The 24,750-nt window shown below is 72.8% G+C and carries 15 protein-coding genes; 4 read left to right on the forward strand and 11 right to left on the reverse strand.

Going from position 1 to position 24,750, the window contains the following annotated elements:
• Positions 1–36: 36 nt before the first annotated feature.
• The 10 genes from ACWEGE_RS13455 to ACWEGE_RS13500 are packed head-to-tail and all read right to left on the reverse strand — an operon-like array spanning position 37 to position 17,653.
• Complete coding sequence (locus tag ACWEGE_RS13455) at positions 37–1,326, reverse strand: homoserine dehydrogenase (protein WP_449660712.1); 1,290 nt, start codon at positions 1,324–1,326, stop codon at positions 37–39.
• Positions 1,323–3,500 carry an amino acid adenylation domain-containing protein gene (locus ACWEGE_RS13460; protein ID WP_449660713.1) on the reverse strand — a complete coding sequence of 726 codons (2,178 nt, stop codon included), beginning with the start codon at positions 3,498–3,500 and terminating at the stop codon, positions 1,323–1,325. Before ACWEGE_RS13460 ends, ACWEGE_RS13455 begins: the two co-directional genes overlap by 4 nt.
• Position 3,501: 1 nt before the next feature.
• Positions 3,502–4,278 (reverse strand): hypothetical protein, encoded by a 777-nt coding sequence (locus ACWEGE_RS13465; protein WP_449660714.1) that lies wholly within the window; start codon positions 4,276–4,278, stop codon positions 3,502–3,504.
• The gene (locus tag ACWEGE_RS13470) at positions 4,275–5,288 is read right to left on the reverse strand and encodes an NAD-dependent epimerase/dehydratase family protein (RefSeq protein ID WP_449660715.1); all 1,014 of its coding nucleotides are present in this window, start codon (positions 5,286–5,288) and stop codon (positions 4,275–4,277) included. The genes ACWEGE_RS13465 and ACWEGE_RS13470 overlap by 4 nt, the downstream gene beginning before the upstream one ends.
• Before the next feature lie 4 nt (positions 5,289–5,292).
• Positions 5,293–6,603, reverse strand: coding sequence for a cytochrome P450 family protein (locus tag ACWEGE_RS13475; protein WP_449660716.1), 1,311 nt, complete (start codon positions 6,601–6,603; stop codon positions 5,293–5,295).
• A 20-nt stretch (positions 6,604–6,623) separates the two neighbouring features.
• Positions 6,624–7,865, reverse strand: coding sequence for an MFS transporter (locus ACWEGE_RS13480; protein WP_449660717.1), 1,242 nt, complete (start codon positions 7,863–7,865; stop codon positions 6,624–6,626).
• Positions 7,852–11,439 carry a type I polyketide synthase gene (locus ACWEGE_RS13485; RefSeq protein ID WP_449660718.1) on the reverse strand — a complete coding sequence of 1,196 codons (3,588 nt, stop codon included), beginning with the start codon at positions 11,437–11,439 and terminating at the stop codon, positions 7,852–7,854. The genes ACWEGE_RS13480 and ACWEGE_RS13485 overlap by 14 nt, the downstream gene beginning before the upstream one ends.
• Positions 11,436–14,792, reverse strand: a complete 3,357-nt coding sequence (locus ACWEGE_RS13490; protein WP_449660719.1) for a non-ribosomal peptide synthetase — start codon at positions 14,790–14,792, stop codon at positions 11,436–11,438. Before ACWEGE_RS13490 ends, ACWEGE_RS13485 begins: the two co-directional genes overlap by 4 nt.
• 36 nt (positions 14,793–14,828) lie before the next feature.
• A complete protein-coding gene (locus ACWEGE_RS13495; RefSeq protein ID WP_449660720.1) occupies positions 14,829–16,484 on the reverse strand; it encodes a condensation domain-containing protein in 1,656 nt (551 codons plus the stop codon).
• 26 nt (positions 16,485–16,510) lie between these two features.
• On the reverse strand, positions 16,511–17,653 hold the full coding sequence (locus tag ACWEGE_RS13500) for a cytochrome P450 (RefSeq protein ID WP_449660721.1): 1,143 nt from the start codon (positions 17,651–17,653) through the stop codon (positions 16,511–16,513).
• Between the two features lie 820 nt (positions 17,654–18,473).
• Between ACWEGE_RS13500 and ACWEGE_RS13505 the strand changes: the two genes are divergently transcribed.
• Together ACWEGE_RS13505 and ACWEGE_RS13510 are read left to right on the forward strand one after the other, a co-directional pair.
• Entirely contained in the window at positions 18,474–18,956 is a 483-nt protein-coding gene (locus ACWEGE_RS13505) for a hypothetical protein (protein WP_449660722.1), read from the forward strand.
• Between the two features lie 17 nt (positions 18,957–18,973).
• On the forward strand, positions 18,974–20,263 hold the full coding sequence (locus tag ACWEGE_RS13510) for a GNAT family N-acetyltransferase (protein ID WP_449660723.1): 1,290 nt from the start codon (positions 18,974–18,976) through the stop codon (positions 20,261–20,263).
• A 9-nt stretch (positions 20,264–20,272) separates the two neighbouring features.
• Here the strand turns inward: ACWEGE_RS13510 and ACWEGE_RS13515 are convergent, their stop codons facing one another.
• Complete coding sequence (locus tag ACWEGE_RS13515) at positions 20,273–21,493, reverse strand: PucR family transcriptional regulator (RefSeq protein ID WP_449660724.1); 1,221 nt, start codon at positions 21,491–21,493, stop codon at positions 20,273–20,275.
• A gap of 130 nt (positions 21,494–21,623) precedes the next feature.
• On the opposite strand from ACWEGE_RS13515, the gene ACWEGE_RS13520 reads away from it, so the two are divergent.
• Complete coding sequence (locus tag ACWEGE_RS13520) at positions 21,624–23,252, forward strand: GMC family oxidoreductase (RefSeq protein WP_449660725.1); 1,629 nt, start codon at positions 21,624–21,626, stop codon at positions 23,250–23,252.
• The gene (locus ACWEGE_RS13525) at positions 23,249–24,733 is read left to right on the forward strand and encodes an aldehyde dehydrogenase family protein (protein WP_449660726.1); all 1,485 of its coding nucleotides are present in this window, start codon (positions 23,249–23,251) and stop codon (positions 24,731–24,733) included. Before ACWEGE_RS13520 ends, ACWEGE_RS13525 begins: the two co-directional genes overlap by 4 nt.
• The last annotated feature ends 17 nt before the right edge of the window (positions 24,734–24,750 follow it).

A 24,750-nucleotide genomic window follows, 5' to 3' on the forward strand; every position in this document is an offset into this window, starting at 1 on the left:
GTCATCGGGGTTGTCCCAGGAGCCGGACGCCGGTGGTCACGGCGACGCCGGGGCGGTTCCCTCGATCCGGATCCGGCTCGCCACCGCGTGCACGTGGTCCAGGCGGGCCAGCTCCCCCGCCGCCGCGGCCAGGGCGCCGTCCCGTGCCGTGCCCGTGACCAGCGTGAGCGAACGGCCGCTGCGCGCGGACGTCTCGACGGGTACGCCGTGCCGGGCGAGCACCGCGGCCACCGGGGCCAGCACCTCCGGGGCGTCGTCGACCTCCAGCCGCAGGTAGCACCGGGTCGGCACCTCGGCCATCGGCCGCGCCACCAGCTCGGCCGAGGGTGCGCCGCCGAACCCGGTGACGCCGGCCAGCTTGTTGCGGCTGACCGCGACCAGGTCGCCGAGCACCGCGCTGGACGTCGGCGCGCCGCCCGCGCCGGGGCCGGAGAACATCAGCCTCCCGGCGGCGTCGGCCTCCACGAACACCGCGTTGTCGGCGCCGCGCACCGAGGCCAGCTGGTGGCCGGCCGGGATCATCGCCGGGTGCGCGCGCACCGTGACCGAGCGGCCGTCGGTGCCGCGGTCGCACACCGCCAGGAACTTCAGGCGGTAGCCCAGCTCCTTGGCCGCGGCGATGTCCGCGGCGGTGATCGTGGTGATGCCCTCGCGGTGGACGTCCGCCGGCCCCATCCGCGTCGCGAACGCGATCCCGGCCAGGATCGCGGCCTTCGCCGCGGTGTCGTACCCTTCGACGTCGGCGGTCGGGTCCGCCTCCGCGTAGCCGAGCTGGATGGCCTCCTTGAGCGCCTCCGGGTAGCCGGTGCCCAGGACGTCCATCTTGTCGAGGATGAAGTTGGTCGTGCCGTTGACGATCCCGAGCACGCGGGTGATCCGGTCCCCGGCCAGCGATTCGCGCAACGGCCGGACCAGCGGGATCGCCCCGGCGACCGCGGCCTCGTAGTACAGGTCCGCGCCGGCCGCCGCGGCGGCTTCGTGCAGCTCGGGACCTTGGGCCGCGACCAGCGCCTTGTTCGCGGTGACGACCGAAGCACCGCGCGACAGGGCGGTGCGGATCAGCTCGCCGGCGGTGTCGATCCCGCCGATCACCTCGATCACCACGTCGACGTCCGGCCGCCGCGCCAGCGCGTGCGCGTCGTCGGTGATCAGGTGCTCCGGCACGCCGGGCCGCGGCAGCCCGGGCCGGCGGACCGCGATCCCGGCCAGCTCCACCGGCGCGCCGATGCGGGCCGCGAGGTCGGTGGCGTGCCGGTCCAGGTACCGGGCCACCTCGCCGCCCACCGTCCCGCACCCGAGGAGGGCGACCTTCACCGCGGCCGTCACGGGACCACCAGCAGCGCGGCGAGCGCCCGGACGGTCGGGTTCTCCAGCACCTGGCGGATCCGCAGCCGGACACCGCTGCGCTCGTGGATGCCGTTGACCAGCTGCGCGGCCAGCAGCGAGTTCCCGCCCAGTTCGACGAAGTCCTGTTCGACGCCGACCGACGGCACCTCCAGCAGCTTCGCGAACACCTCGGCGACCAGCAGCTCTTCCGGGGTCGAGGGCGCCCGGCCGGCCGGCACCACCGAGATCTCCGGTCTCGGCAGCGCCTTGCGGTCCAGTTTCTCGTTCGGCGTCAGCGGCAGCTCGGCCAGCACGACGAACGCGGCAGGCACCATGTAGTCCGGCAGCGCCGCCGCCGTCCGGGCGCGCAGCTCGCCGACGTCCGGCGCGGTCCCGGCCGCCGGGACGACGTAGGCGACCAGCCGCTGGTCGCCCGGGATGTCCTCGCGCAGCAGGCAGACGGCCTGGCCGACCCGCTCGTCCCGCAGCAGCACCGACTCGATCTCCTCGAGCTCGACCCGGAACCCGCGGATCTTCACCTGGTGGTCGAGCCGCCCGAAGAACTCGATGACGCCGTCGTCGCGCCAGCGGGCCGCGTCACCCGAGCGGTACATCCGCGCACCGGGCTCGCCGTAGGGGTCTTCGACGAACCGCTCGGCGGTCAGCTCCGGCCGGCCGAGGTAGCCCTCGGCCAGCTGCACCCCGGCGAGGTACAGCTCGCCCGTGACGCCGGCCGGCAGCTGGCGGCGCCGCTCGTCGAGGACGTACAGCCGGGTGTTCCACACCGGACGGCCGATGAGGACCGGGCCGGGCTCGGGGTTGCGGGGGCACCGCATCGAGGTGACGTCGACCGCGGCCTCGGTCGGACCGTAGACGTTGAACAGGTCGGCGGGCAGGACGGCGGCGAACCACGCCTGGAGTTCCGCGGGCAGTGCCTCACCACCGCAGACGACCCGGCGGAGGCTGGTGCACTTCGCCGCGTCGGGCTCGGCGAGGAACACCTTCAACCCGGAGGGGACGAAGTGGGTGATCGTGATGTCCTCCGCGACGATCGTCTCGGCGATGTAGGCCGGGTCCCGGTGCCCGTCCGGATCGGCGACCACGATGGACGCGCCGGCCAGCAGCGGCCAGAACACCTCCCGCACGGTGACGTCGAACCCGGCGGGGGTCTTCTGCAGCAACCGGTCGTCCGCGCCCAGCGGGATCTGGTGCTGCATGTGGTGCAGCCGGTTGGTGATCGCGCGGTGGGCGATCACCACGCCCTTCGGCCGCCCGGTGGAGCCCGACGTGTAGAGCACGTACGCGGGGGTGTCCGGCGTGAGCCGCGCGCGCCGCTCGGCGTCGGTGGGGTCGGCCGGGTCGGCGTCGGCCAGCCGCCGCCCGGTGGCGGCGGTGTCCAGCACCAGCTGCGCGGCCGGGACCGACACCGAGCCGGTGAGCTCGGTGATCGTCACGACGTGGGCGACCCCGGCGTCGGTGAGCACCTGGGTGATGCGCTCGGGCGGGTAGCTCGTGTCGATCGGCAGGTAGGCCGCGCCGGTCTTGGTGATGGCCAGCGCGCAGACGGCGTAGTCGATCGAGCGCGGCAGCACCATCGCGACGACGTCGCCGGCACCGGCGCCCTCGTCGAGCAGCAGCCGGGCGATCCGGTTGGCGCGGGCGTTGAACTCGGCGTAGGTCAGCCGGACGTCGTGGTGCTTGATCGCCGGGCGGTCCGGGTGCGCGGCGGCGTTCGCTTCGACCAGTTCCGGCAGGGTCGCCGCCGGGACTTCGTGGTCGGTGGCGTTCCACTCGTGCATCAACCGGTCGAACTCGGCCGGGGTCAGCAGGTCCACGTCGCCGACCGGGACGGCCGGGCCGGCCAGCAGCCGGTCGGTGAAGCACTGCAGCCGCTCGGTGTGCTCGCCCGCCTCCACCCGCAGCCCCTCGCCGAAGGCGAAGACGGGGCCGGGGGCGGGTTCCCGCGGCCCGAACCGGACGTGCGCGCTGACGGGCGGGGCGCCCTCGAGCGGCGCCCGGGCGCCCACCAGCTCGGCGAAGGTCGCGTCCGGCCCGACGGTCACCCGCACGGGCTCGCCGTCGACGTCGAGGGTGACGTCACCGGTCGTCGTCATGCGGGCCTGGTAGGCCGCGGCCGCGGCGATCGCCTGGTCCTGCCACCGGATGGCGTCCATGTCAGTGCTCCTCGAAGAACCCTCGCGCGGCGTCGGCAACGCGCTCGTCGTCCAGCATTCGTCCGCTCGCGACGGGGAAACTCCGTTCCGCCGCGGCGTGGGGCGCGCCCGGGCTCGATCCGGCCGACGTCAAAGCGACGCCACCGGCCCAGCCCGGCACGGGGTCCAGCGCGTGGGCCGCGTTCAGGTAGGACGCGTACGAGCGGAACAGGCCCAGCAGGTCTTCGCTGGTCTCCTCGTCCAGGCCCAGCCGCTCGAACGCCGTCCCCGCGGTGGCTTCGTAGAGCTTCACCACGCCGGCGGCGGCCGAGGCGAAGTCGTCACCGGCCGTCTCGCAGACCGCCCGCGCCTCCTCGACCGCGGCCGCGCGCTCCTCTGCGGAGAGGACCCCGATGGCCTCGACCGCGTTCCCGAAGTCCCGCTGGATGCTCGCGGTGACCACCGGTTCCGGGTCGATCAGCAGCAGCGCGGGCCGCGAGCCCTGCGCCCGCTCGACCGCGTCGGCCAGCGCCGGGAGGAACACGCAGCCCACGCAGAACCCCACGAGCGCATCGACCCGGCCGCCCGGGCGCTCCGCCCAGAAGTCCAGGTAGGTCCCGGCGGGCAGGAACTCCCGCTCGGCGGCCTCGGGCTGGCTCGTCAACCACATCTCGCCGGCCGGTTTCACCCGGCCCGCGAACGTGCGGAAGCCCGCCTCGGGCCGTGCGGTCGAATCGAAGTCGACCGCGAGGATCACCTTGTCCGAGCTGCCTTCGCCGATCCGGCGCCACGAGCTCACGGCTGGTTCCCTCCCAGTTTCTCCAGGACCTCGGCCTCCTCGGCCGGGGTCAGGCCGGCCTCCCGGGGGCGATCCAGTCCGAGTTCGCGTTCGTAGGCGAGGACATCGGTGACGATCTCCTCGAACGGCCGGTGCACCAGGCCGGCGCCGACGGCCTTGCGGTGGTCGTGCGCCAGGAAGCCGTGGTCCTCCCGCGGCACCCACACCGGCAGGGACCGCTCGCCCCGCCACTCGTGCACCCCGGCGGCGGCCAGCTGTTCGGGCGACGCCGGGACCAGCTCGGTGTCCGCCGGGCCGGCCACGCGCACGATGTCGGCCAGGAACTCGCCGAACGGGCGCGTCGGCCCGACTCCGTTGAACGTCCCGCCCAGGCCCCGCTCCCCCGCGTCGACGATCCACGCGGCCAGGTCACGCACGTCGACGACCTGCACCGGCTGCTCCGGGGTGGCGGGCACGAGCACCCGGCCGCCGCGCGAAATCCGCGCCGGCCAGTACCCGAACCGGTCGGAGACGTCGCCGGGGCCGACGATCAGGCCGGACCGCACGATCAGCGCGCGCTCGCCCATGGCCTCGCGCACCGCGGTTTCGCTCGCGACCTTGATGCCCGCGTACAGGTACGGGTTTTCGATGCGCTCGGCGGCGTCCGCCCCGCTCGTGACGGGTTCGTGCAGGGGCGCTTCCTCGTTCTGCCCGGGTGTCTCGGCATCGGCGTAGACGTTGATCGACGACACGAACGTCCAGTGCCGGGCGCCCGCGGCGAGCAGGCTCAGCGCGTTCGCCACCCAGGGGTGCGACATCGTGGCCACGTCGACGACCGCGTCGAACTCCCGGCCTTCGAGCGCGGCCAGCCCGTCCGGCGCCTCGCGGTCGATCTTCACCAGCGTCGCCCCGTCGGGGATCCGTCCCGACGTGCCGCGCGCCGCGCAGACCACTTCGTGGCCCCGCCGCACGGCTTCCGCCGCGACGGCGTGCCCCAGGAAAACCGTGCCGCCCAATACCAGGGTCCGCATCCGCTCACGCGCCCCCGTGCTGAACCGGGCAGCCGCTCGCGCCGGCGTCGGCTCCGGCGTCGGCGGGCAGCACCTTGTCGTACTTCACCGGCAGCGAGCTGAGCCCGCGGCTGACCGAGTTGTCGTAGATCCACTCGGTCTCCTCTTCCGGGATCGCCAGCGCGAGCCCGGGCAGGCGGCGCAGCAGGGTCGGGAAGACGACGTAGCCCTCGAGCCGCGACAGCGGGGCACCCGGGCAGTAGTGGGCGCCGTGGCCGAAGGTCAGGTGCTTGTTGGACGTGCGGGTGATGTCGAGCTCGTCGGGGTTTTCGAACACCTTCGGGTCGCGGTTGGCCGCGGCGATCAGCAGGTGCACGAAGGCCTCCTTGCCGATCTCGACACCGTTGACGGTCATCCGCTCCTTCGCCACGCGCAGGGTGCCGCGGTAGCTCGGCGACTCGTAGCGCAGGAACTCCTCGACCGCCGGGATCACCAGGCCCGGGTCGTTCTTGAGCAGCTCGAGCTGGTCGGGGTGGGTGAGCAGGGCGTGCACGCCGTTGCCGATCAGGTTCGTCGTCGTGCGCTGCCCGGCGATGATCAGCAGCGACATCGTCGAGGCGATCTCCTCGATGGTGAACACGGCGTCGTCGGCCGCGTCCAGCAGCTGGCTCACGAGGTCCTCGCCGAGATCGGTGCGGCGGGATTCGAGCAGGTCCAGGATGTACTGCTCGAACTTGGCGCTGACCTCCTTCAGGCGCCTGCTGCCCTCCTCGTCGGTGTACGGCGCCCCGCCGAGCACCTTCGACCACTCGAAGAGCTCCTCGCGGTCCTTCATGTCGATGCGCAGGTACTCGAAGATCACCCGCACCGGCAGCTCGCGCGCGAAGCCCATCAGATCGATCTCGCCGGAGTCCGGGAAGGCGTCGATCAGCCGGTCGGTGATCTCCTGGATGCGCGGGCGCAGGGTCTCCATCCGGCGCGGCACGAAGGACTTGCTGACCAGCCGGCGCAGCCGGGAGTGCTCGGGGGCGTCGGCGATGAGCATGTTGCGCGACTGCACCGGGCTGTCGCCGTAGAGCTGGTCGCGGAACCACTTCGGCGAGTTGTCCAGCGACTTCGAGATCCGCGGGTCGCCGAAGAGCTCGAGGGCCATCTCGTAGTCGGCCACGATGTACGCTTCGGCGCCCGGCGGGTGGTCGATCGCCCGCACCGGGCACCGCTCCCGCAGGTCGGCGTAGACCGCGTTGCGGTCCTGAAGCGGTTCCGTGAAGAACTCCGGCGGCAACGGCGATGCGGTCGTGTCCGTCGCCGGGCTTTCGGTTGCTTCCTGAGTCATCGCTATTCCTTTGCCTTCGTTCACTGAAACAGTTCGCGCGAGTTCAGGGTCCGGATCCCCTTGCTCAACGTGGGCAGCGCGGCGATCGCCGCGATCGCGCCGACGGTCGCGAACACCCATTGCGGACCCCAGGCGTCGAAGATCGCGCCGATCGCGAACACGCCGATCGGCGAGACGATCGTGGACGTCGAGACGATCGCCCCGAGCACCTGGCCCTGCAGGGCGTCCGGCACCGTCTTGGCGGTGTAGGTGAGGAACGACGCGTTGATCACCGGCCCGCGGAAGTACACGCAGGCCACGATGATGCCCAGCGGCAGCACCCCCGGCACGACCATCAGCAGCACCGCGGCGACCGGGCCGATCCAGTAGCCGGCGAGGAAGATCCACGAGGGCCGCACCCGCCTGATGACGAACCCCGACAGCAGCGCGCCGACCAGCGCCCCGCCCGCGGCGACCGACACGGTCATGCCGATGAACGCCTCCGACGCGCCCCGCGACTTGCCCGTGGCGATCACCGCCAGCGTCATCCCGACCGTGTTGAACGCCAGGTTGGACAGGATCACGCTGATCATCAGCGGGCGCAGCACCGGATCCCGCTTCAGGTAGCGGAACCCGCCGAGCAGGTGCTTGCTCCCCTCGGCCGGGTGCTCGGGCTTGGGCGTCCGCCGGACGAACAGCATCAGCACGGCCGAGGCGAGGAACGACACGCACGCGCCCAGGAACGGCAGCGCCCGGCCGAGGCCGTAGAGCGCGCCGCCGAGCGACGGCCCGGCGGTGATCGCGCCGAACCAGCGGACCTGGTTCTGCCCGGTGGCCTGCCCGACTTGGTCCGGCCGGACCAGCTGCTTGACCATCGCCATCCCGGCCGGCATCGACAACCCGAAGCAGCACGAGGAAACCATCGCGATGCCGAAGGTCAGGAAGATGTTCACCGGACCGGCGAAGACGAGCGCGGAGAACACGACGAGCAGCACCCCGCGGATCAGCCCGCAGACGAGCAGCAGCCGCTTGCGGTCGAGCCGGTCGGCGAGGATCCCGCCCCAGAACGACATCACGCCCTGGGCCAGCAGCTGTGCCGACCCGACGGCACCGGCGTAGGCGGCCGAACCGGTGGTGGCCAGGATGAGCAGCGGGTAGGCGACCCCGGCCGCGTTCTCGCCGATGCCCGCCAGCGCCTCACTGCTCCACAGCGCCTGGAAGGACCGGTTCCGCAGCAGGGACGGCTTTTTCGCCTCGATCTCGGGACTTTCAGCGACGGACACGCGCGGCTCCTTCCGCCTTCGCCAGTTCCGCCGCGAGCTCTTCGGCGTGCGGGGCCTTGAGCATCGACCAGTGGTTCCCGCCGACCGGGCGCACGGTGACCCCGCCGGCGTACCAGGCCCCGAGCTCGCGTTCGAGCGCTTCGGCTTCGCGCGGGTCCACCTCGACCTTGAGCACCAGCGCCCGGCAGTCCACCGGCCGCGGGCGGTACCGCGAGAGCACGAGGAACTTGTCCAGCAGCAGGCGCGGCAGCGCCGGGTTGCGCTTGGCCTGGGCACCGACCTCGCCGAGGCCGAGCACGGAGCTCGCCATCAGCCGCAGGTGCCCGGACACGAACGCGGGGTCGGCCCCGATCCGCCGGCCCGGCCGGCCGGGCACGTGGGCGTCGAGGCAGACGAGCAGGTCGACCCGCTCGCCGGCGGCGGTCAGCTGCGCGGCCATCTCGTGCGCCACGACCGCGCCGAACGACCAGCCGCCGAGGGTGTACGGCCCGGCCGGCTGGATGCGCACGAGCGTCTCGACGTGCTGCGCCGCACTGTCCTGAATGGACTTCCGCGAGCCGGGGTCCGGCGGTTCCAGTCCGTGGACTGCCCGGGTGCCGTCGAGGTGCCCGGCCAGTTCGAGGTAGCTCAGCGCCGACTCCGCGGCGTCGGCGACCAGGAACAGCGGCCGCCCGCTGCCCTCGCGCAGCACGACCGCGCCGGCCGGGGTCGCCGGCTCTTCGTCACCGCGCTGCCGGTCGACCAGGTCGAGCAGGTTCCCGAACGTCGGCTGCCGCATGAAGTCCACGGCCGGCACGACCACGTCGAACCGGTCCCGGACCTGCCGCATCAGCTGCAACGCCATCAGCGATTCGCCGCCCAGCTCGAGGAAGTGGTCCTCCCGGGCCGCGGCGGGCACCCCGAGCGCGCCGCACCAGAGCCGTTCGAGCCGGGCGTGCACCGGGTCCCGGTAGGTGACCGCGGCGGCGGCCACCGGCTCGTCGCCGTCCTCGGGGTCTCGGGCCGCGAAGGGGTGGCCCGGCAGCGAGACGTGGACCAGTCCCTTCTCGGCGGGGGCGAGCGTTTCCTCGACGGCCTCGACGCCGTGCTCCCACAGCGCGCCCAGCGCCCGCAGCAGCCCGCGGTCACCGTCGTCGGCCCGGCCGAGCAGCGAGATCCCGCTGTGGCCCGCCTCCCACTCCTCGCGCAGCCTGAGCGCGCCGAGCATCGAACTGCCCGAGCCGAGCTCGAGGAACGTCCGGCAGCCGGAGCCGAGCAGGGTCTGCATGCAGTCGTCGAGCAGCACCGGCCTGCTGACCTGCTCGGCCCAGTACTCCGGGCCGGTCACCTCGGCCGGGTCGGCCCAGCCGCCGGTGGTGTTGAGGACCATCGGCCGCTGCGGCGGCCGCGCCGGCGTGGCCGCGATGACCTCGGCGAGCCGCTCCCCCGCGGGCTTCAGCAGGGCGCAGTGGCCCGCGCGTTCGACGTTGAGCACCCGCGTGTCGAGGCCGTCGAGCGCCGAGCCGGCCAGCAGCTCCTCGACGGCGGCCCGCGGCCCGGACAGCACCACCCCGCCGCGGCTGATCGCCGAGACGGTCACCTCGCCCCCGAGGTCGACGCGGCGGGCGACTTCGGCGGCCGGCGCGGCGACGGTCACCATCCGGCCGGGCTCGGTCGCGAGGATCGCGCGGGCCCGCTCGTGGACGATGGCCGCGGCGTCGGCCGGGGACCACATCCCGGCCAGTGCGGCGGCCGCGAACTCGCCGACGCTGTTGCCGGCCAGCGCGGCGGGCTCGATCCCCCACGCGGCCAGCTGACGGCCGAGTGCGTACGGCAGGGCGAACAGGCCGACCTGGTGCGGGACGAACCCGTCGAACCATTCGCGCGGCGCGCCCGGCGTCACCAAAGGCGCCAGGTCGAGGTCGTAGGCGCCGCGCAGGAAGTCGTTGACCTCGTCGAAGGCCTCGCGGAACACCGGCAGCAGCCGGTAGGCCGCGGCCCCGGCCGGGTGGCGGAGCACACCGTGGCCGGGGAACAGGAACCCGACCTCGCCGAGGGACTTCTTCGCCGACGGCGGTGCGGCGCGGAGGACTTCGGCGGCCTCGGCGCGGTCCGCGGCCACCACGGTCTGCCGGCAGGCGTACTTCCGCCGGTCGAGCAGCGTGCGCGCCACCTCGGGCAGGGTCAGGGACGGGTCGGCCGCCAGCCGGCCGGCCAGGTCACCGCGCAGCCGGTCGAGCGCCTCCGGGGTCGCGGCGGACAGCATCAGCACCCGGTCCCCCGGCACGGCCTCCGGGCGTTCGCGTCCAGGCGCGGCCTGCAGGATCACGTGGGCGTTGGTGCCGCCGACGCCGAACGCGCTCACCGCCGCGGTCGGCGTCCCGCCCTCGGGCCACGGCCGGGTCCGCACCGACACCTCGAACGGCGAGCCGTCCAGTTCCAGCAGCGGGTTCGGCTCGGTGAAGTGCAGGGTCGGGACCAGTTCGCGGTGGTCGAGCATGAGCACGGTCTTGATGAACCCGGCGACCCCCGCGGCCGCGCTGGTGTGCCCGAGGTTGCTCTTGACCGCGCCCAGCCAGATCGGGCCGCGGTCCTCGGGGACGAACCCGAAGGCGTCGCTCAGCGCGGCCACCTCGACCGGGTCGCCCATCCGGGTGGCCGTGCCGTGGCACTCGACGTAGTCGATCTCGGCGGGGTCCACTCCGGACACCTTCTGCGCGTGCCGGATCACCTCGCTCTGGCCGGTGATCGACGGCGCGGTGAAGCCGAGCTTGTCCGAGCCGTCGTTGTTCAGCGCCGAGCCGCGCACGACGGCCAGCACCCGGTCGCCCTCGCGCACGGCGTCCTCGAACCGCTTGAGCACGACCACGCCGACGCCTTCGCTCGGGATCGTCCCGCCCGCCTGAGCGTCGAACGTGCGGCAGCGGCCGTCGGGAGAGAGCACGCTGCCCGGCTCGTGGAAGTACCCCCACTCGCCCTTCGGCGACACGGCCACCCCACCCGCGAGCGCCGCGTCGCACTCGCCGCCGATCAGCGCCTGGACGGCCATGTGGATCGCGGTCAGCGACGTCGAGCAGGCCGTCTGCACGGTGACCGCGGGGCCGCGGAGGCCGAGCTTGTAGGCCACCCGGGTCGCGACGAAGTCCTTCTCGTGGCTGACCACCCGCACGAGCGGGCTCAGCTCGCCGTCGGCGTTCAGCGGCGTCCGGTCCGAGCCGGCGTAGACGCCGATGCGGCCGTCGAACCGGCCGGGGTCGATCCCGGCGTCGTCGATCGCCGTGGACGCGCACTCGAGGAACACCCGCTGTTGCGGGTCGATGTTCGCCGCGTCCGCCCGGTTGTACTTGAAGAACCGCCAGTCGAAGTTCCGCGAACCGGGCAGGTATCCCTTCGACGGCACGAAGTCCGGCCGCCGCACCACCTCCGGGTCCACCCCCTTGGCCAGCAGCTCTTCGGGCTCGAAGTGCGTGACGCCTTCGACGCCGTCGCGCAGCAGCTGCCAGAACTCGCCGACGTCGGCCGCGCCGGGCAACCGGCAGGCCATGCCGACCACCGCGATCGCGTTCGGGGGCACCACGCGCTCCTGCCCGCTCATCGGCTCTGCGCCTTTTCGGCGATCCGGCGGACCCCGGCCGGTGTCGGTGTCAGCAGGAAGTCCCGCAGCCGCAGGGAGATCGACAGCCGTTCCTTCATCAGGCGGATCAGCTGGACCGCGCCGAGCGACGTGCCGCCGTGGCCGAAGAAGTCGGTGTCCGCGTCGACCTGTGGCCGCTCGCCGGACCCGGTCCCGGTGGTCTCGATCGCCTCGGCGAACAGGGCCACGATCGCCGCCAGGTCGCCGGCCTCCGGGGCGGCCGCTTTCCGCGCCGGTCCGGCCACCGCGGCCAGTGCGTCCCGGTCGACCTTCCCGTTCGGGGTCAGCGGGACGCTCTCCACGACCGTCCACAGTGCCGGGACCATGTAGGCGGGCAGCCGGTCGGAGAGCAGCTCCTTGAGCTCGCCCGTGCCGACAGTTGCCGCCGGGCCGAGCACGACCGCCGCGACCAGCCGCTTCTCGGCGCTGTTGCCGCCGGTGACGACCACGACGGCGTCCTTCACCTCCGGGTGTGCCTTCAGCGCGTCGCTGATCGCGGTCAGCTCGATGCGGTAGCCGCGCAGCTTCACCTGGTCGTCCACGCGGTCGAGGAAGGTCAGCCTGCCCCGCGTGTCGAGCCGGACGACGTCACCGGTGCGGTAGAGCCGCTCCGGCACGTCGGCGCTGAACCGCCCGAACCGCCGGGCGGTCTCGGCCTCGTCGCCGACGTAGCCGTCGGCCAGGCCGTCCCCGCCCGCGTGGAGCTCGCCGACCGCACCGGGCGGCACCAGCCGGCCCCGGTCGTCGAGGACGTACACCCGGGTGCCGGGGATCGGCGTGCCGATCGGCAGCGGGCCGTCGATCTCGTCCGCGGCCGTGACCGTGTGGGTGGTGGTGAACGTCGTGTTCTCCGTCGGGCCGTAGCCGTTGGTGATCACCAGCCCGGGGTGGCGGGCCAGTGCCCGGGCGGCGTGGTCGTGCGGGACGACGTCACCGCCGGTCAGCAGCTGTTTCAGGCCGCCGAAGGCGTCCGGTGCGAACTCCTCGACCAGCCGGAACAGCCCGGCCGTCAGCCAGGCGACGCTCACCCCGCGCGTCCGCAGGAACTCGCCGAGCTCGGTCGGCGACGGCAGCGCGTCCGCCGGGTAGACCTCCAGCGTGGCGCCGGTCAGCAGCGCACCCCAGAGCTCCAGGGTGGAGGCGTCGAAGGCCAGCGGGGCCAGCCGCAGCATCGTCTCGCCGGGCCCGGTCCGGACGTAGCCGGCGTGGTGGACCAGCCGGACGACGGCGCGGTGCGGGACGCTGACCCCCTTCGGCTCGCCGGTGGAGCCGGAGGTGAAGGCGACGTAGGCCTGCCGGGCCGGGTCCGCGGGCGGCAGGTCGCCGGGCTCCGCCGCCCAGCCCGGTTCCCAGGTCGCCACGACCGGGACGGCCCGCAGCGCCTCATGGTCCACTGTGGACGAAGTGATGATCGAGGCCGGGGCCGCCTTCCGGACGATCTGCCCGACGTGGGCGGCGGGCAGGCCCAGGTCGACGCCGACGTAGGCGGCGCCGGCCGTCACGATCCCCAGTACGGCCACGACCTCGGCGACGGACCGCTCGACCCCGAGCAGGACCCGGTCGCCGGGTCCGACACCGGCCTCGCGCAGCAGCCGCGCCTGCGCCGCGGCGGCCGAGGCGAGCTGGGCGTAGGTCAGCTCGACCTCTCCTTCGCGCACGGCGACCGCGTCGGGGAAGCGGGCCGCCGTCTCGCGGAACAGGGCGTCCACCGAGGTCTGGGGGTGGTCCGACGGCACGTCGTTGAGCGCGGCGAGGCGGGCCCGCGCGGCCGGGGTGAGGCAGCGGACCTCCTCGAGCGCGGCGCTTCCGTCTTCGGCCAGTTCCGCCGCGGCGGCGGCGAAACCGGCGCCGAAGCCGTCGATCTCCCGTTCGTTCCAGACCGCGGTCGCGTACTCGAAGTGCCCGGCCAGTGCCGGTTTCGAGCGCCCGACCAGCAGCGTCAGGTCGAACTGCGCGCCACCGCCGTGCCCTTCCTCGATCCGGACTTCGAGCCCGCCCGCGGTCAGCCGCTGCGGGACGAGCTGGTCGTGCATGCCGAAGCAGGCCTGGACCAGCGGGTGGCAGCCGACGGTGCGCTCGATGCCGAGCCGCGCGACGAGCTCCTCGAACGGCAGCTGCCCGTGGTCCATGCTGAGCGTCAGCGACCGGTGGACCGAACGCAGGTAGTCCGCCGCGGTCGCCGAGTCGTCGACGTCGATCCGCACCGGCACCAGGTTGCCCGCGACGCCCACCAGCTCCCGCAGCTCGGCGGTCGCCCGGCCGACCAGCGGGACGCCGACGAGCAGCCGGCGGGCACCGGTGGTGCGGCTCAGCGTGAGCGCGAACGCGCCCAGCAGCAGGGAAAACGTCGTGATCCCCAGCGCGCGGGCGCGGGCGGCGACCGCGGCGCTGACGGCCGGGCCGAGGTCGAGCGGGGTGCGGCGGCCCGCCGCGTCCTGCACGGGTGGGCGCGGCCGGTCGGCGGGCAGTTCGAGCACGGACGGGCACCCGGCGAGGTGCTCGGCCCAGAACCGGGCCTGCTCGTCCCAGAGCCCGCTCGCGCGCAGCTGTTCCTCGTGGCGGAGCAACGCGCTCAGGGAGGTGCCCGGCCCGAAACCGGTTTCGCCATCGTAGCGCCGGAAGATCTCGGTGAGCACCAGGCCGACCGACAGGCCGTCCAGCACCATGTGGTGGGCGATCAGCACCACGGCCTGCCGCCCGCCCGGGTGCGCGAGGTGCAGGAACCGCACCGCGGGCGCGGCCTGCAGGTCGAACGGCTTGCGCGCTTCGGCGGCGGCGACTTCCCTTGCGTAGGCGTCGAAGCCGGCCGGTTCGCCGTCGTGGGTGAAGCGGGTGAACGCCGGCTCGTGCTCGTCGAGGACGACGCGGACGGTCCCGCTGTCGGTCTCGGCGAAGACGGTCCGCAGCCCTTCGTGGCGGGCGACCGTGGCGGCGACCGCGGCTTCGAGAGCGCCGGCGTCGAGGGTGCCCCGCTCGACGAACGCGGTGAAGACCAGGTTGTACGGCGAACCCCCGGTGACGCTCTCGATGAGGAACATCCCCCGCTGGCTGTGCGAAAGCCCGTCGAGGACCGGACCGGCGGCCTCGGGCGCGGCGGCGGGCTCGGGCACGGCTTCCGCCTGCGCGAGCACCTCGGCCAGCGGGTCGCCGCCGAGCAGCGTCTTCAGCGGGATCTTCACGCGAAGCTGCTCCTGGGCCAGCGCCGCGAACCGCATGGCGCCGAGCGAGTCGCCGCCGAGCTCGATGAAGCTCCGCGTCCCGAAGGCGGCGGCGTCCGTGCCCAGCACGGACACCGCGAGGTCGTCAAGCGTCATGGTGGTGCCCTCCCAACGAGGAACGGTCGGCCGCGATCAGTTCCGGGTGCCGCTCCGGCTGCGTGCGGCACCGAGCAGCCGGTCTCGGGAACTGGCGCCGGCCGGGCCGGGACCGGCGTCCCCGGCCGGCGCGACGAGCAGCTCGGCGTGGCCGCGCACGGTGCCGGCGCGGAAGAGGTCGGTCGTCCGGAGTGGACGGCCCGCCACCTGGCTCATCCGCTCGACCAGGACGATCAGCAGCAGTGAGTCGCCGCCGGCGTCGAAGAAGCTCACGTCGTCGTCGACCTCGTCGAGCTTGAGCACTTCCTGCCAGAGGGAGCGCACGAGGCCGATGCGGCTCTCGGGCGTCGAAAGGTCCGCGGCAGCGGCTGGTTCGGTCACGATGTCCTCCAATGAGTGGGCCAGATCGGTGGCGCTGCGCCGGAGATCGGTGAAGAGCCCGGCGATCGCGTCGTGGTCGTACAGGGCTTCGATGTAGTCCACGGACAGTTCGAGCTTGCGGCGGCCGTCGGCCCCGGCCACCCGCACGAACAACCCGAGGTCGTACTTCATGTGCAGCGAAGGCAGCGGCGCCAGCCGGCCCACGAGGCCGGGCGCCAGCACCATTTCGGCGGGCATTTCCGTCATGTTGACCAGGACCGCGGACAGCGGCGGCCAGATCACGTCGCGGTTCGGGCGCAGCCCGGCGGTGATCGCGTCCAGCGGGACGTCGCCGTCGATGAAGGCCTCCATCGCGGCCAGCCGGCTCGCCCGCAGCAGCTCCCGCCAGGTGGTCGTGTCGTCGAGGCGCACGCGGAGGACGACCGTGTTCATGAACATGCCGATCGCGTCGGCCACCGCCGGGTCGTCCCGGCCGGGCCAGCCGAAGGCGAAGAGGAAGTCCCGCTGGCTGCTGATCCGCGCCAGGGTGCCGGTGAGCAGCGCGACCGCGGTCATGAACGGCGTGCAGCCTTCCTCGGCCGCCGCCTTCAGGAGCGCTTCGGTGAGGTCTTCGCCGAACTCCGCCGCCTGCGACGCGCCGGCCAGCGTGGTGTCGTCCGTGGTGCGGCGGAACGGGATCGCGACTTCCATCGGCACGCCCCGCAGCCGGTCGAGGATTTCCGGCAGCCGCTCGGCGACCTCCTCCGGACCCGCCATCGTGACGACTTCACTGGGGTGCGGCGGGGCGCTGAGCTCGGGCTCGGTCCCCGCCGCGCCGGCGCGGTAGACCTCGGCGATCTCGGCCATCAGCAGCGTGCGCGACCAGCCGTCGCAGACGATGTGGTGGACGCTGAACACGAGCAGCGTGCGGGCGGCGTCGACTCGGATCACCTCGGCGCGGACCGGCGGCTCGGTGGCGAGGTCGAACGGCTCGTAGCACAGCACTTCCAGCAGCCTGCCGAGCTCCTCCGCCGACCAGTCTTCGGCTTCCGCGTCGAGGAAACCGGCCTCGGCGGGCTCGCCGTCGGTGCGGTACTCGACCCGCTTGTGGTCGACGTCGAGCCGGAACCGCGAGCGCAGCGACGGGTGCCTGCCGAGGACGCGCTGGACGGACGCGACGAGCAGCTCGTGGTCGAGGGGGCCGGTGAATTCCACGACCGCCGGGATCATGCTGGTGCGCCGGAGCTGCTCGAAGCGGTCGAGCACCCACAGCCCCTTCTGGGCCGGGTTGGCCGGGTACCAGACCGGCGGTGTCGGGTCGTGTGCAGCCAAAGATCTTCCCCTAGCCTGGTCTGTGCTCAGTTGCGGATCCGCGCGGTGATCGGCACGTGCTTGTAGCCGGAGGCGAAGTTCGAGACGAGCCGCTCCGCGGGCCCGGCGAGCGCGAAATCGGTGTAGCGGCCGAACAGTTCCTCGAACAGGACGTTGATGGTGACGCGCGCCACACTGTGCCCGACGCAGTAGTGCGGCCCGATCCCGAAGGCGAGGTGCTTGTTCGGCTTGCGGTACAGGTCGAAGGTCTCGCTGCGGGTGAACACCTCTTCGTCGCGGTTGGCCGCACCCAGCCACGCGACCACCGCGTCGCCCGCGGCGATTTCGGTGCCGCGCACCTGCACGTCCCTGGTCGCGTACCGCAGGACGTGGTTGACCGGGGAAGCCCAGCGCAACGCCTCTTCGCACGCCGTGCCGTTGGCTTCGGGGTGGGCCGCCCACTCTTCGACGACCTTCGTGCCCGCGAACTCGGCGAGGACGAAGGTCGGTGCGTGCGGAGTGGTGACGTTCGCGCCGAGCAGCAGGCTGTAGCAGTTGGCCACGATCTCGGACGGGGACATCAGCCGTCCCTCGAACTCCGTGGAAATCAGCACGCTGAGCAGGTCGTCGCCCAGTGCGGTGCGCCGGAACCGCATCAGGTCCTGGAAGTAGCCGAACAGCTCGCGGTGGGCCTCTTTCAGCGTGGCCTCTTTACCGCCCTCGTCCTGGAATTCCGGGTCGTCGGCGGCGATGCACACCGTGGTGAGCCTGCTCAGCCACGGCCAGTCCGCTTCCGGCAGGTCCATCATGCTCCCGGTGACCGACATCGGGAGCGCCAGCATGGCCGTGCCGAAGTCGAACACGCCGCCGTCGCCCAGCGGTGCGAGCAGGTCGAGGATCTTGCCGCGGATGGCTTCGCGCTGCCGGTCGACGGCCCGGACGGCGAGTGCCTTCTTCAGCCGCGCCTGGCGCGTGGTGTGCCGCGGCGGATCGGTCACGGCGAGCTGCTGACCGCCCGCCGGGTCGTCGGTGCCCAGCAGGTCGAGCAGGGTGCCGCGCTCGGAGGTGAAGGTCGCCGTGTCCCGCAGGACGTGATCGGTGTCGGCGTACTTCACGATGGACCAGAATCCGCGGCTTTCGTCGACCTGGTGCCAGTCGAGCCCGTCCAGCGCCCGGAGTTCGCGCCACAAACCGTAGGCGTCGCCGTTGCTGTAGAGCGCCGGATCGATGAGATTCGCCGAGCTCAGATCAACCGGACACCCGGATGTGGTCGAGTAATCGACAGAAATAGCCCTGCTCCTTTTCTTGCACGGATGACCTACCTCGATTTCACCGTGCACGGCTCCGGCGATGCAGGCACCCGGTTCCACCCGGCGGGAACGTCCCCTGCCGAGAACGGAGCCGTGCTCGCGTCAAGGGGACCGGTGGCGAACGTGACTCATCCCACTCCGCCACCGTGAAAAACCCACGGCGCGCCGGGCGCACGAACCCCACCACGTTGAGCCGCGCAGGACGGGGTCCTGCCGGCCGTGACTACCCTCGCCTCGGATGCCAGAGGCGGCCACATGACTCGCGTTTGACGGGCGCCGGCACGAGAACTGCCGCCGACGTAGACCGTCCCCTTTTCGATTGAACCCACCCAGTCAGCTCGTCACGCCATGGATGACACCAGTGCCCGCATCGGCCGGTCAAGAGAATTTCACTCACTTGGCGTCTTTCAGGGCGGTAAATTACCCGAACGGCGGAGCCCGCTCGACGCCCGACGCGGAAAATTACAGAGCGTAGGGCCGAGACCGCCGAAGACTTAACGAAGACTTTGCGCGCCGACATTGCGCCGGGAGTCCACCTCGAATGTCGCAAAAGGACACGGCCGCCGAATCGGCGAACGCTTTCGCACCGCGCTAGACTGGCCGCGGCCCACCTCGCCGCGCCGAACCGGAATCCGGACGAACCGAATCGCCACCGGTTCCGGCAAACCCTTCAGCACCAGCGATTTCGAGGAGATTCGCCATGATCAGGGGGGATGGCTTCCCGACGACCACCGGCACCTTCGTGGTCGACTCCTTCTCGCTCTACTCGATCGTCGTGGGGCACGGTTCGGACGGTCCCGCCCTGCGACAGTCGGTGCGGGACGGGGGGATTCGCCTTGTCACGTCGGCGATCGCGCTCGCCGTCGCCTCGAGCATGCGCACCTGCTGGGACAGCGCGTGCGACCAGGAACACCCCGCGGTCGCGGACGAGCCGGTCCGCGAGTTCCACGACGGCGGGGCGATCGAGGTCGCCGAGCTGACCTCGGACGACGCGCTCTCGGCCGCGGAGCTCTACCTCGGCTGCCAGGAACGCCGGATCGGCGGGGCGGAGGTGCTGGCGGCCTGCCACTCCGTGCTGCTCGCCGGATCCCTGGCGGCGCCGCTGGTTTCGACGGTCCGGGCATCCTACTGCTACACCGCCATCACCGAAGCCGCGGCGGGGCGGCGTATCGTGCTGAACTGAACAGTGAAGGAAGCTCTGTGAAACCCGAGACGGCCGATCCCGGCCGGGCAGCACCCCCGTCGGCGTGGCTGAAGCCGCTGGCCCCGTCCGAGCCCGGGCTGACCCGCGTGCTCTGCTTCCCGCACTCGGGTGGCGCGGCCGGGGCGTTCCGGCCGCTGGCCGCCGAACTGCGCGGTGCGCTGCAGGTGCTGGGCGTGCAGTACCCGGGCCGTCAGGACCGCCACCACGAGCCGGTCCTGACCGACCTGCACGAGCTGGCCGACCGCATCGCGGAGAACCTGCCGCGTTCCCCGGAACCTTGTGTCTTCTTCGGCCACAGCATGGGCGCGATCCTCGCGTACGAAGTCGCCCAGCGACTCGGCGACGCCGGCCCGGCGGCACTGGTCGCCTCCGCCCGGCCCGCCCCGTCCGTCGTCGAGGTGACGACGAGCCACCTGCTGGACGACGAAGGGCTGGCGGCGCACGTGGTCCGGCTCGGCGGCACCGCGGCGGCGGTGCTCGAGCACCCGGAAATGCGCGCCCTGCTCCTGCCCCTCATCCGCGGCGACTACCGGGCCAGCGAGACCTACCGCCCGCGCGGGGACGGGCCGCTGCGCTGCCCGATCATCGCCGTGGGCGGCACCGAAGACCCGGTCACCTCGGCCGCCGACCTGCAGGCGTGGTCGGTCCACACGACCGGTCCGTTCCACCTGGAACGCCTGCCGGGGAACCACTTCTACCTCTCGAACCACTGGCCCGCGATCGCCGGCCTGCTGCACCGCGCGGCATCGCCGGGGACGACCCGCTTCCGCGGCCGCAGCAGCTTCGCCGCGCTCACCGGCATCGAGACACCGCGGCTGATCCTGCGCCCGCTGCGCGAGCAGGACCGGCAGGCGATGGTCGCCCTCCACACCGATCCGCGCACCAACCGGTTCCAGCCGGACCCGCCGGACGAGGCGCAGGCGAGCGAACTGGTCGACACGTGGCTCGCCCACTGGGCCGAACACGGCTTCGGGTACTGTGCCGTGCTCGATCGCCGGACCCGGCAGGTCATCGGGCTCACCGGAGTCCGCGTCCGGGACTTCCACGGCGAAGAGGTGCTCAACCTCGGCTACCGGTTCCACCCGGACGTCTGGGGCCACGGGTACGCGGTCGAGGCGGCGCGGGCCATCCTGGACTGGCGTGCTCGCGAACTGCCTTCGGTACCGGTCGTGGCCAGCGTGAACGTGGCGAACGAGCCGTCGATCGCCGTCGCGGAACGAATCGGCTTCACCGAGTACACCGAGGAGTTCTACGACGGTGCCCCGTCGCGGCACTACCGCCTCTGACTCCGGCGGTCACCGGCCGAAGACGTCCAGGCAGTGCAAGGCCAGTTCCAGGTGCGTCCGGCGCTCGAGCACCGGGTGCCCCAGCAGCTGTTCCGCCTGCTGGACCCGGTAGCGGACCGTGTTGCGGTGCAGGTTGAGCGCCTTGCCCGCGAGCTCCGCGCTCGCACCGTTGGCGAGGTAGACGCGCACCGTCCGCCGCAGCCGGGACGTCGCGTCGTCCGCGGCCGCGAGGCCGGCGAGCTCCCGCGCCACCATCACGCGCATGGCCTCCATGCCGCCGATTCCCCCGGCGAGACAAGCGAGTTCGACGTCGGCGTACCTGGTCAGCGGGGCGCCGGCACCCCCGGTGAGGGCCGCCGTCTGCGCCGCCTGCGCCTCGCGGTGGCTCCGGCGGAAGCCGTCGACGCCGGGCGCCGCACCGCCCACCGCCGCCCGGACGCCGGGCCGCGGGGTGACCGCGGCCAGGGCTTCCGGGTCCGGTGGCCCCGCGGTCGCCACCCAGCACCACAGCCCGCGGGCACCGCCGGCCACGCTCAGCGGGTGGGCGGTGCCCAGCGCCGCGCCGAAGGCCGCCGCCGAACCCTCCAGTGCCCGCACGACGTCCGCGGCCGGCGTGCCGTCCTCGGCCCAGAGGACGAACGCCGTGTGGTGCCGGCGCAGCGGGTGACCCAACAGGACGGAGGTCGCGTCGAGGTCGACGTCGTCGCCGCGCAGGATCGCGTGCACCGCCTCGGCGCGCTGGGCCAGCGCACCCCGTTGCCACTGCTCGCGCTCTTCGCTGTACGTGCCCACCAGGACCTCGACCGAACTGTCGATCCACCGGCCGACGCGGTCCCAGAAGCGCACCAGGACCGCCGAGCGCAGGTCGCCGTCGGCGATCTCGTCCTGCACGATCCCGGTCACGTAGGACCACACCGCGCGCTGCGCGACCCGGTAGGTCTTGAGCAGCACCGTCAGGCCGAGGCCGCGGCGGGCGATCGTCCGGGCGAGGTCGAACGCCTCCGGCGGCAGGCGCACCTCGAACGGATCACGGGTCACCGCGACGAGGAATTCGCGCCAGTGCGCGCTGGTGCTCGCGTGCAGGTCGCGCCGCAGGTCCTCGCCGGCGGCGTAGTCGGCGACCTCGGTGGTGATCTCCCGGTCGGTCATTTCGATCAGCCGGCTCAGCTCGGCGGGCACCAGTGCCTGCTCCGCGTAGCCGGCGATCCACCGGGCCGCTTCCGATCGCATCGATCTCACCTCGCGTTTTGTACCGCTGCACAACGGAACGGGCAAGTTTTGGACCGGCTGCCCTGCCGGTGGCGCACTCCTGCGCCGAGGGTGGAGGGCACCCAGTCCGCGCTCGATCGGGAGGTCCGCGATGTCCGCGCGGAAGTCTTACGACTACGTGATCGTCGGAGCCGGCAGCGCCGGCTGCGTCCTCGCCGCGCGGTTGACCGACGACCCGTCGGTCAGCGTGCTGCTGCTCGAGGCCGGGCCGCCGGACCAGGCCGACGAGATCAAGATCCCGGCCGCCTTCGCCAACCTGTTCAAGACCCGGTGGGACTGGAACTACGAGACGGTGCCCCAGAAACACCTGGGCGACCGGCGGGCGTTCTGGCCGCGGATGAAGGCCTTCGGCGGCTGTTCGTCGATGAACGCGATGATCTACGTCCGCGGCAACCGTGCCGACTACGACAGCTGGCGGCGCGACTTCGGCGCGGTCGGCTGGGGCTACGACGACGTGCTCCCCTACTTCGTGCGCGCCGAAACCAACACCCACCACGGCGCGCCCTTCCACGGCACCGACGGGCCGCTGCACGTCGAGAACTGCCGCTACACCCACGAGCTCACCGAAGCCTGGATCGCCGCCGCGGTCGCCGCGGGCCTGCCGGCCAACGACGACGTCAACGGCGTCGAGCAGCACGGCGCCGGCCGCTACCAGGTCACCTGCCGGCGCGGCAAGCGCTGGTCCACCGCGGACGGTTACCTGCGGCCGGCCATGAAACGGCCGAACCTGACCGTCCTTCCGGGTGCGCTCGCCACCCGGGTTCTGCTGGCGGGCCACCGCGCCGTCGGGGTGGAGTACACCGCCGCGGGAGTCACCGAAAGCGCGTTCGCCGACGCCGAAGTCGTGCTCTCGGGCGGGGCGATCAACTCGCCGCAACTGCTGATGCTCTCCGGTATCGGCCCGGCCGCGCACCTGCGCGAAGTCGGCGTGCCGGTCGTGGCGGACCTGCCCGGCGTCGGCGAAAACCTGCACGACCACCCGGCGACGCCGATTCTCTGGCGGACCAAGGGAACCACCGACATCGCCGTCGACCACGTCAGTCCGGCCCGGCTGCTCCAGTGGCAGCTGCGCGGCTCCGGTCCGCTGACGTCCAACATCGGCGAGGCCGGCGGCTTCATCTCGACCCGCGGCGGGACCGGCGCCCCGGACATCCAGTTCCACGTGGCCCCCACCGGCTTCTACGACAACGGCCTGCGGGAACCGGCCGGCCGCATGTTCACCGCCGCCGCGACCCTGGTGGACGTGGCCAGCCGCGGCCGGCTGCGGCTGCGCTCGGCCGATCCGCGCTGGAAGCCCGCCATCGACCCGGCCTACTTCACCGAACCGGTGGACACCGACGCCATGATCGCCGGCCTGCGCAAGCTGGTCGAGATCTCGCGGGAGTCGCCGCTGGCGGGCTACCTCGACGGTGCGCACTTGCCCTCCACAGTGGACGGTCTCGGCGAAGAGGAGTGGCGCGAGCACATCGGGGCCTGGACCCAGACCCTGTACCACCCGGTCGGCACCTGCGCGATGGGCACCGGCGAAACCTCGGTGGTCGACCCGGAACTGCGCGTGCACGGCGTCGAAAACCTGCGGGTGGTGGACGCCTCGGTGATGCCGAGGGTGGTCCGCGGCAACACCAACGCCCCCACGGTGATGATCGGTGAGAAGGCCGCGGACCTCATCCGGAACCGCAAGCCGGTGTCCTTTCCCGCGGTCTCGGAGGCGACCCGATGACGACGACCGAATCGCCGGTGCCCACCCGGTTCGCGGTGCACGCCCCCCGCACCGGGGACCGGGTGGGCACCCACCCCGTCCGCAGCGAGGCGGAAGTCCGCGAAGCCGTCGCCCGTGCCCGCGTGGCGGCGTCGTGGTGGTCCGGTCTTTCCTTCGCCCAGCGCGCCGACCGGCTGGACCGCTTCCGCGGGATCCTCGCCCGGCGGGCCGCGCAGCTGGCCGGCGTCATCCACGACGAAACCGGCAAGCCGCATTCCGACGCGCAGCTCGAGGTCGCGCTGGTGCTCCCCCACCTGGCGTGGGCGGCGAAGCAGGCGCCGAAGGTGCTCGGCCCCCGCCGCGCGAAAACCGGCCTGCTGAACGCCAACCAGGCCGCCGCGGTGGAGTACCGGCCGCTCGGGGTGGTCGGTGTGATCGGCCCCTGGAACTACCCCGTGTTCACCCCGCTCGGCTCGATCGTCTACGCGCTGGCCGCGGGCAACGCCGTCGTCTTCAAGCCCAGCGAGCTGACGCCGGGTACGGGCGCCTGGCTGGCCGAGGCGTTCGGCCAGGTCGTCGGCGAGCACCCCGTGCTGCAGCTGGTCACCGGCGACGGGACCACCGGCGCCGCGCTGTGCGGGTCCGGGGTGGACAAGATCGCCTTCACCGGCTCGGCCGCCACGGCGAAGAAGGTGATGGCCGCCTGCGCGCCGACGCTGACCCCGCTGGTCGCCGAATGCGGCGGAAAGGACGCGCTGATCGTCGACGCCGACGCCGACCTCGACGCCGCAGCCGACGCCGCGGCGTGGGCGGGACTGGCGAACGCCGGGCAGTCCTGCATCGGCACCGAACGCGTGTACGTCCACGAGCGCGTCTACGAAGCCTTCCTCGCCAAGCTCACGGCCATCGCCGGGAAGGTCCGGGCCGGCCGCGACGACGCGGCCCAGCTCGGCCCGATCGCCTTGGCGGCCCAGGTGGACGTCATCCGCGAGCACATCGCGGGCGGCCTCGCCGCCGGCGGCCGGGCCGTTCTCGGCGGTACCGGCGCGATCGAGGGCAACGTCGTCCAGCCGACCATCCTGGTCGACGTGCCGGAGGACAACCCCGCGGTCACCGAAGAGACGTTCGGGCCCACCCTGACCGTGACCAAGGTCCGTGACATGGCCGAAGCCGTCACGCGCGCGAACGCGACCACCTACGGGCTCGGCGCCGCCGTTTTCGGCGCCCACGCCGGAAAGCTGGCCCGCCGCCTGCGCTGCGGGATGGTCGCGGTCAACGCGGTGTTCAGCCACCCGCAGATCCCGTCGCTGCCCTTCGGCGGTGTCGGCGGCTCGGGGTTCGGCCGCATCCACGGCCCGGACGGCCTGCGGGAGTTCACCTACGCCCAGGCGGTGACGCGGCAGCGGTTCCCCGCCCCGCTCGCGTTGACGACGTTCGGGCGCACGGCCAAGACCGACGCCCTGGTCGCGAAGGTCATGACGCTGCTGCACGGCCGCAAGTAGCGGCCCACCGGCGGGTG

The sequence above is a fragment of the Amycolatopsis sp. NPDC004747 genome, assembly GCF_053601335.1.

Excerpts from the sequence above, each read along its gene's own strand:
- ACWEGE_RS13485 (WP_449660718.1), bottom strand. The coding sequence starts at position 11,439 with ATGAGCGGGCAGGAGCGCGTGGTGCCCCCGAACGCGATCGCGGTGGTC.
- ACWEGE_RS13525 (WP_449660726.1), top strand. The coding sequence starts at position 23,249 with ATGACGACGACCGAATCGCCGGTGCCCACCCGGTTCGCGGTGCACGCC.
- ACWEGE_RS13515 (WP_449660724.1), bottom strand. The coding sequence starts at position 21,493 with ATGCGATCGGAAGCGGCCCGGTGGATCGCCGGCTACGCGGAGCAGGCA.
- ACWEGE_RS13520 (WP_449660725.1), top strand. The coding sequence starts at position 21,624 with ATGTCCGCGCGGAAGTCTTACGACTACGTGATCGTCGGAGCCGGCAGC.
- ACWEGE_RS13460 (WP_449660713.1), bottom strand. The coding sequence starts at position 3,500 with ATGGACGCCATCCGGTGGCAGGACCAGGCGATCGCCGCGGCCGCGGCC.
- ACWEGE_RS13490 (WP_449660719.1), bottom strand. The coding sequence starts at position 14,792 with ATGACGCTTGACGACCTCGCGGTGTCCGTGCTGGGCACGGACGCCGCC.
- ACWEGE_RS13505 (WP_449660722.1), top strand. The coding sequence starts at position 18,474 with ATGATCAGGGGGGATGGCTTCCCGACGACCACCGGCACCTTCGTGGTC.
- ACWEGE_RS13470 (WP_449660715.1), bottom strand. The coding sequence starts at position 5,288 with ATGCGGACCCTGGTATTGGGCGGCACGGTTTTCCTGGGGCACGCCGTC.
- ACWEGE_RS13475 (WP_449660716.1), bottom strand. The coding sequence starts at position 6,603 with ATGACTCAGGAAGCAACCGAAAGCCCGGCGACGGACACGACCGCATCG.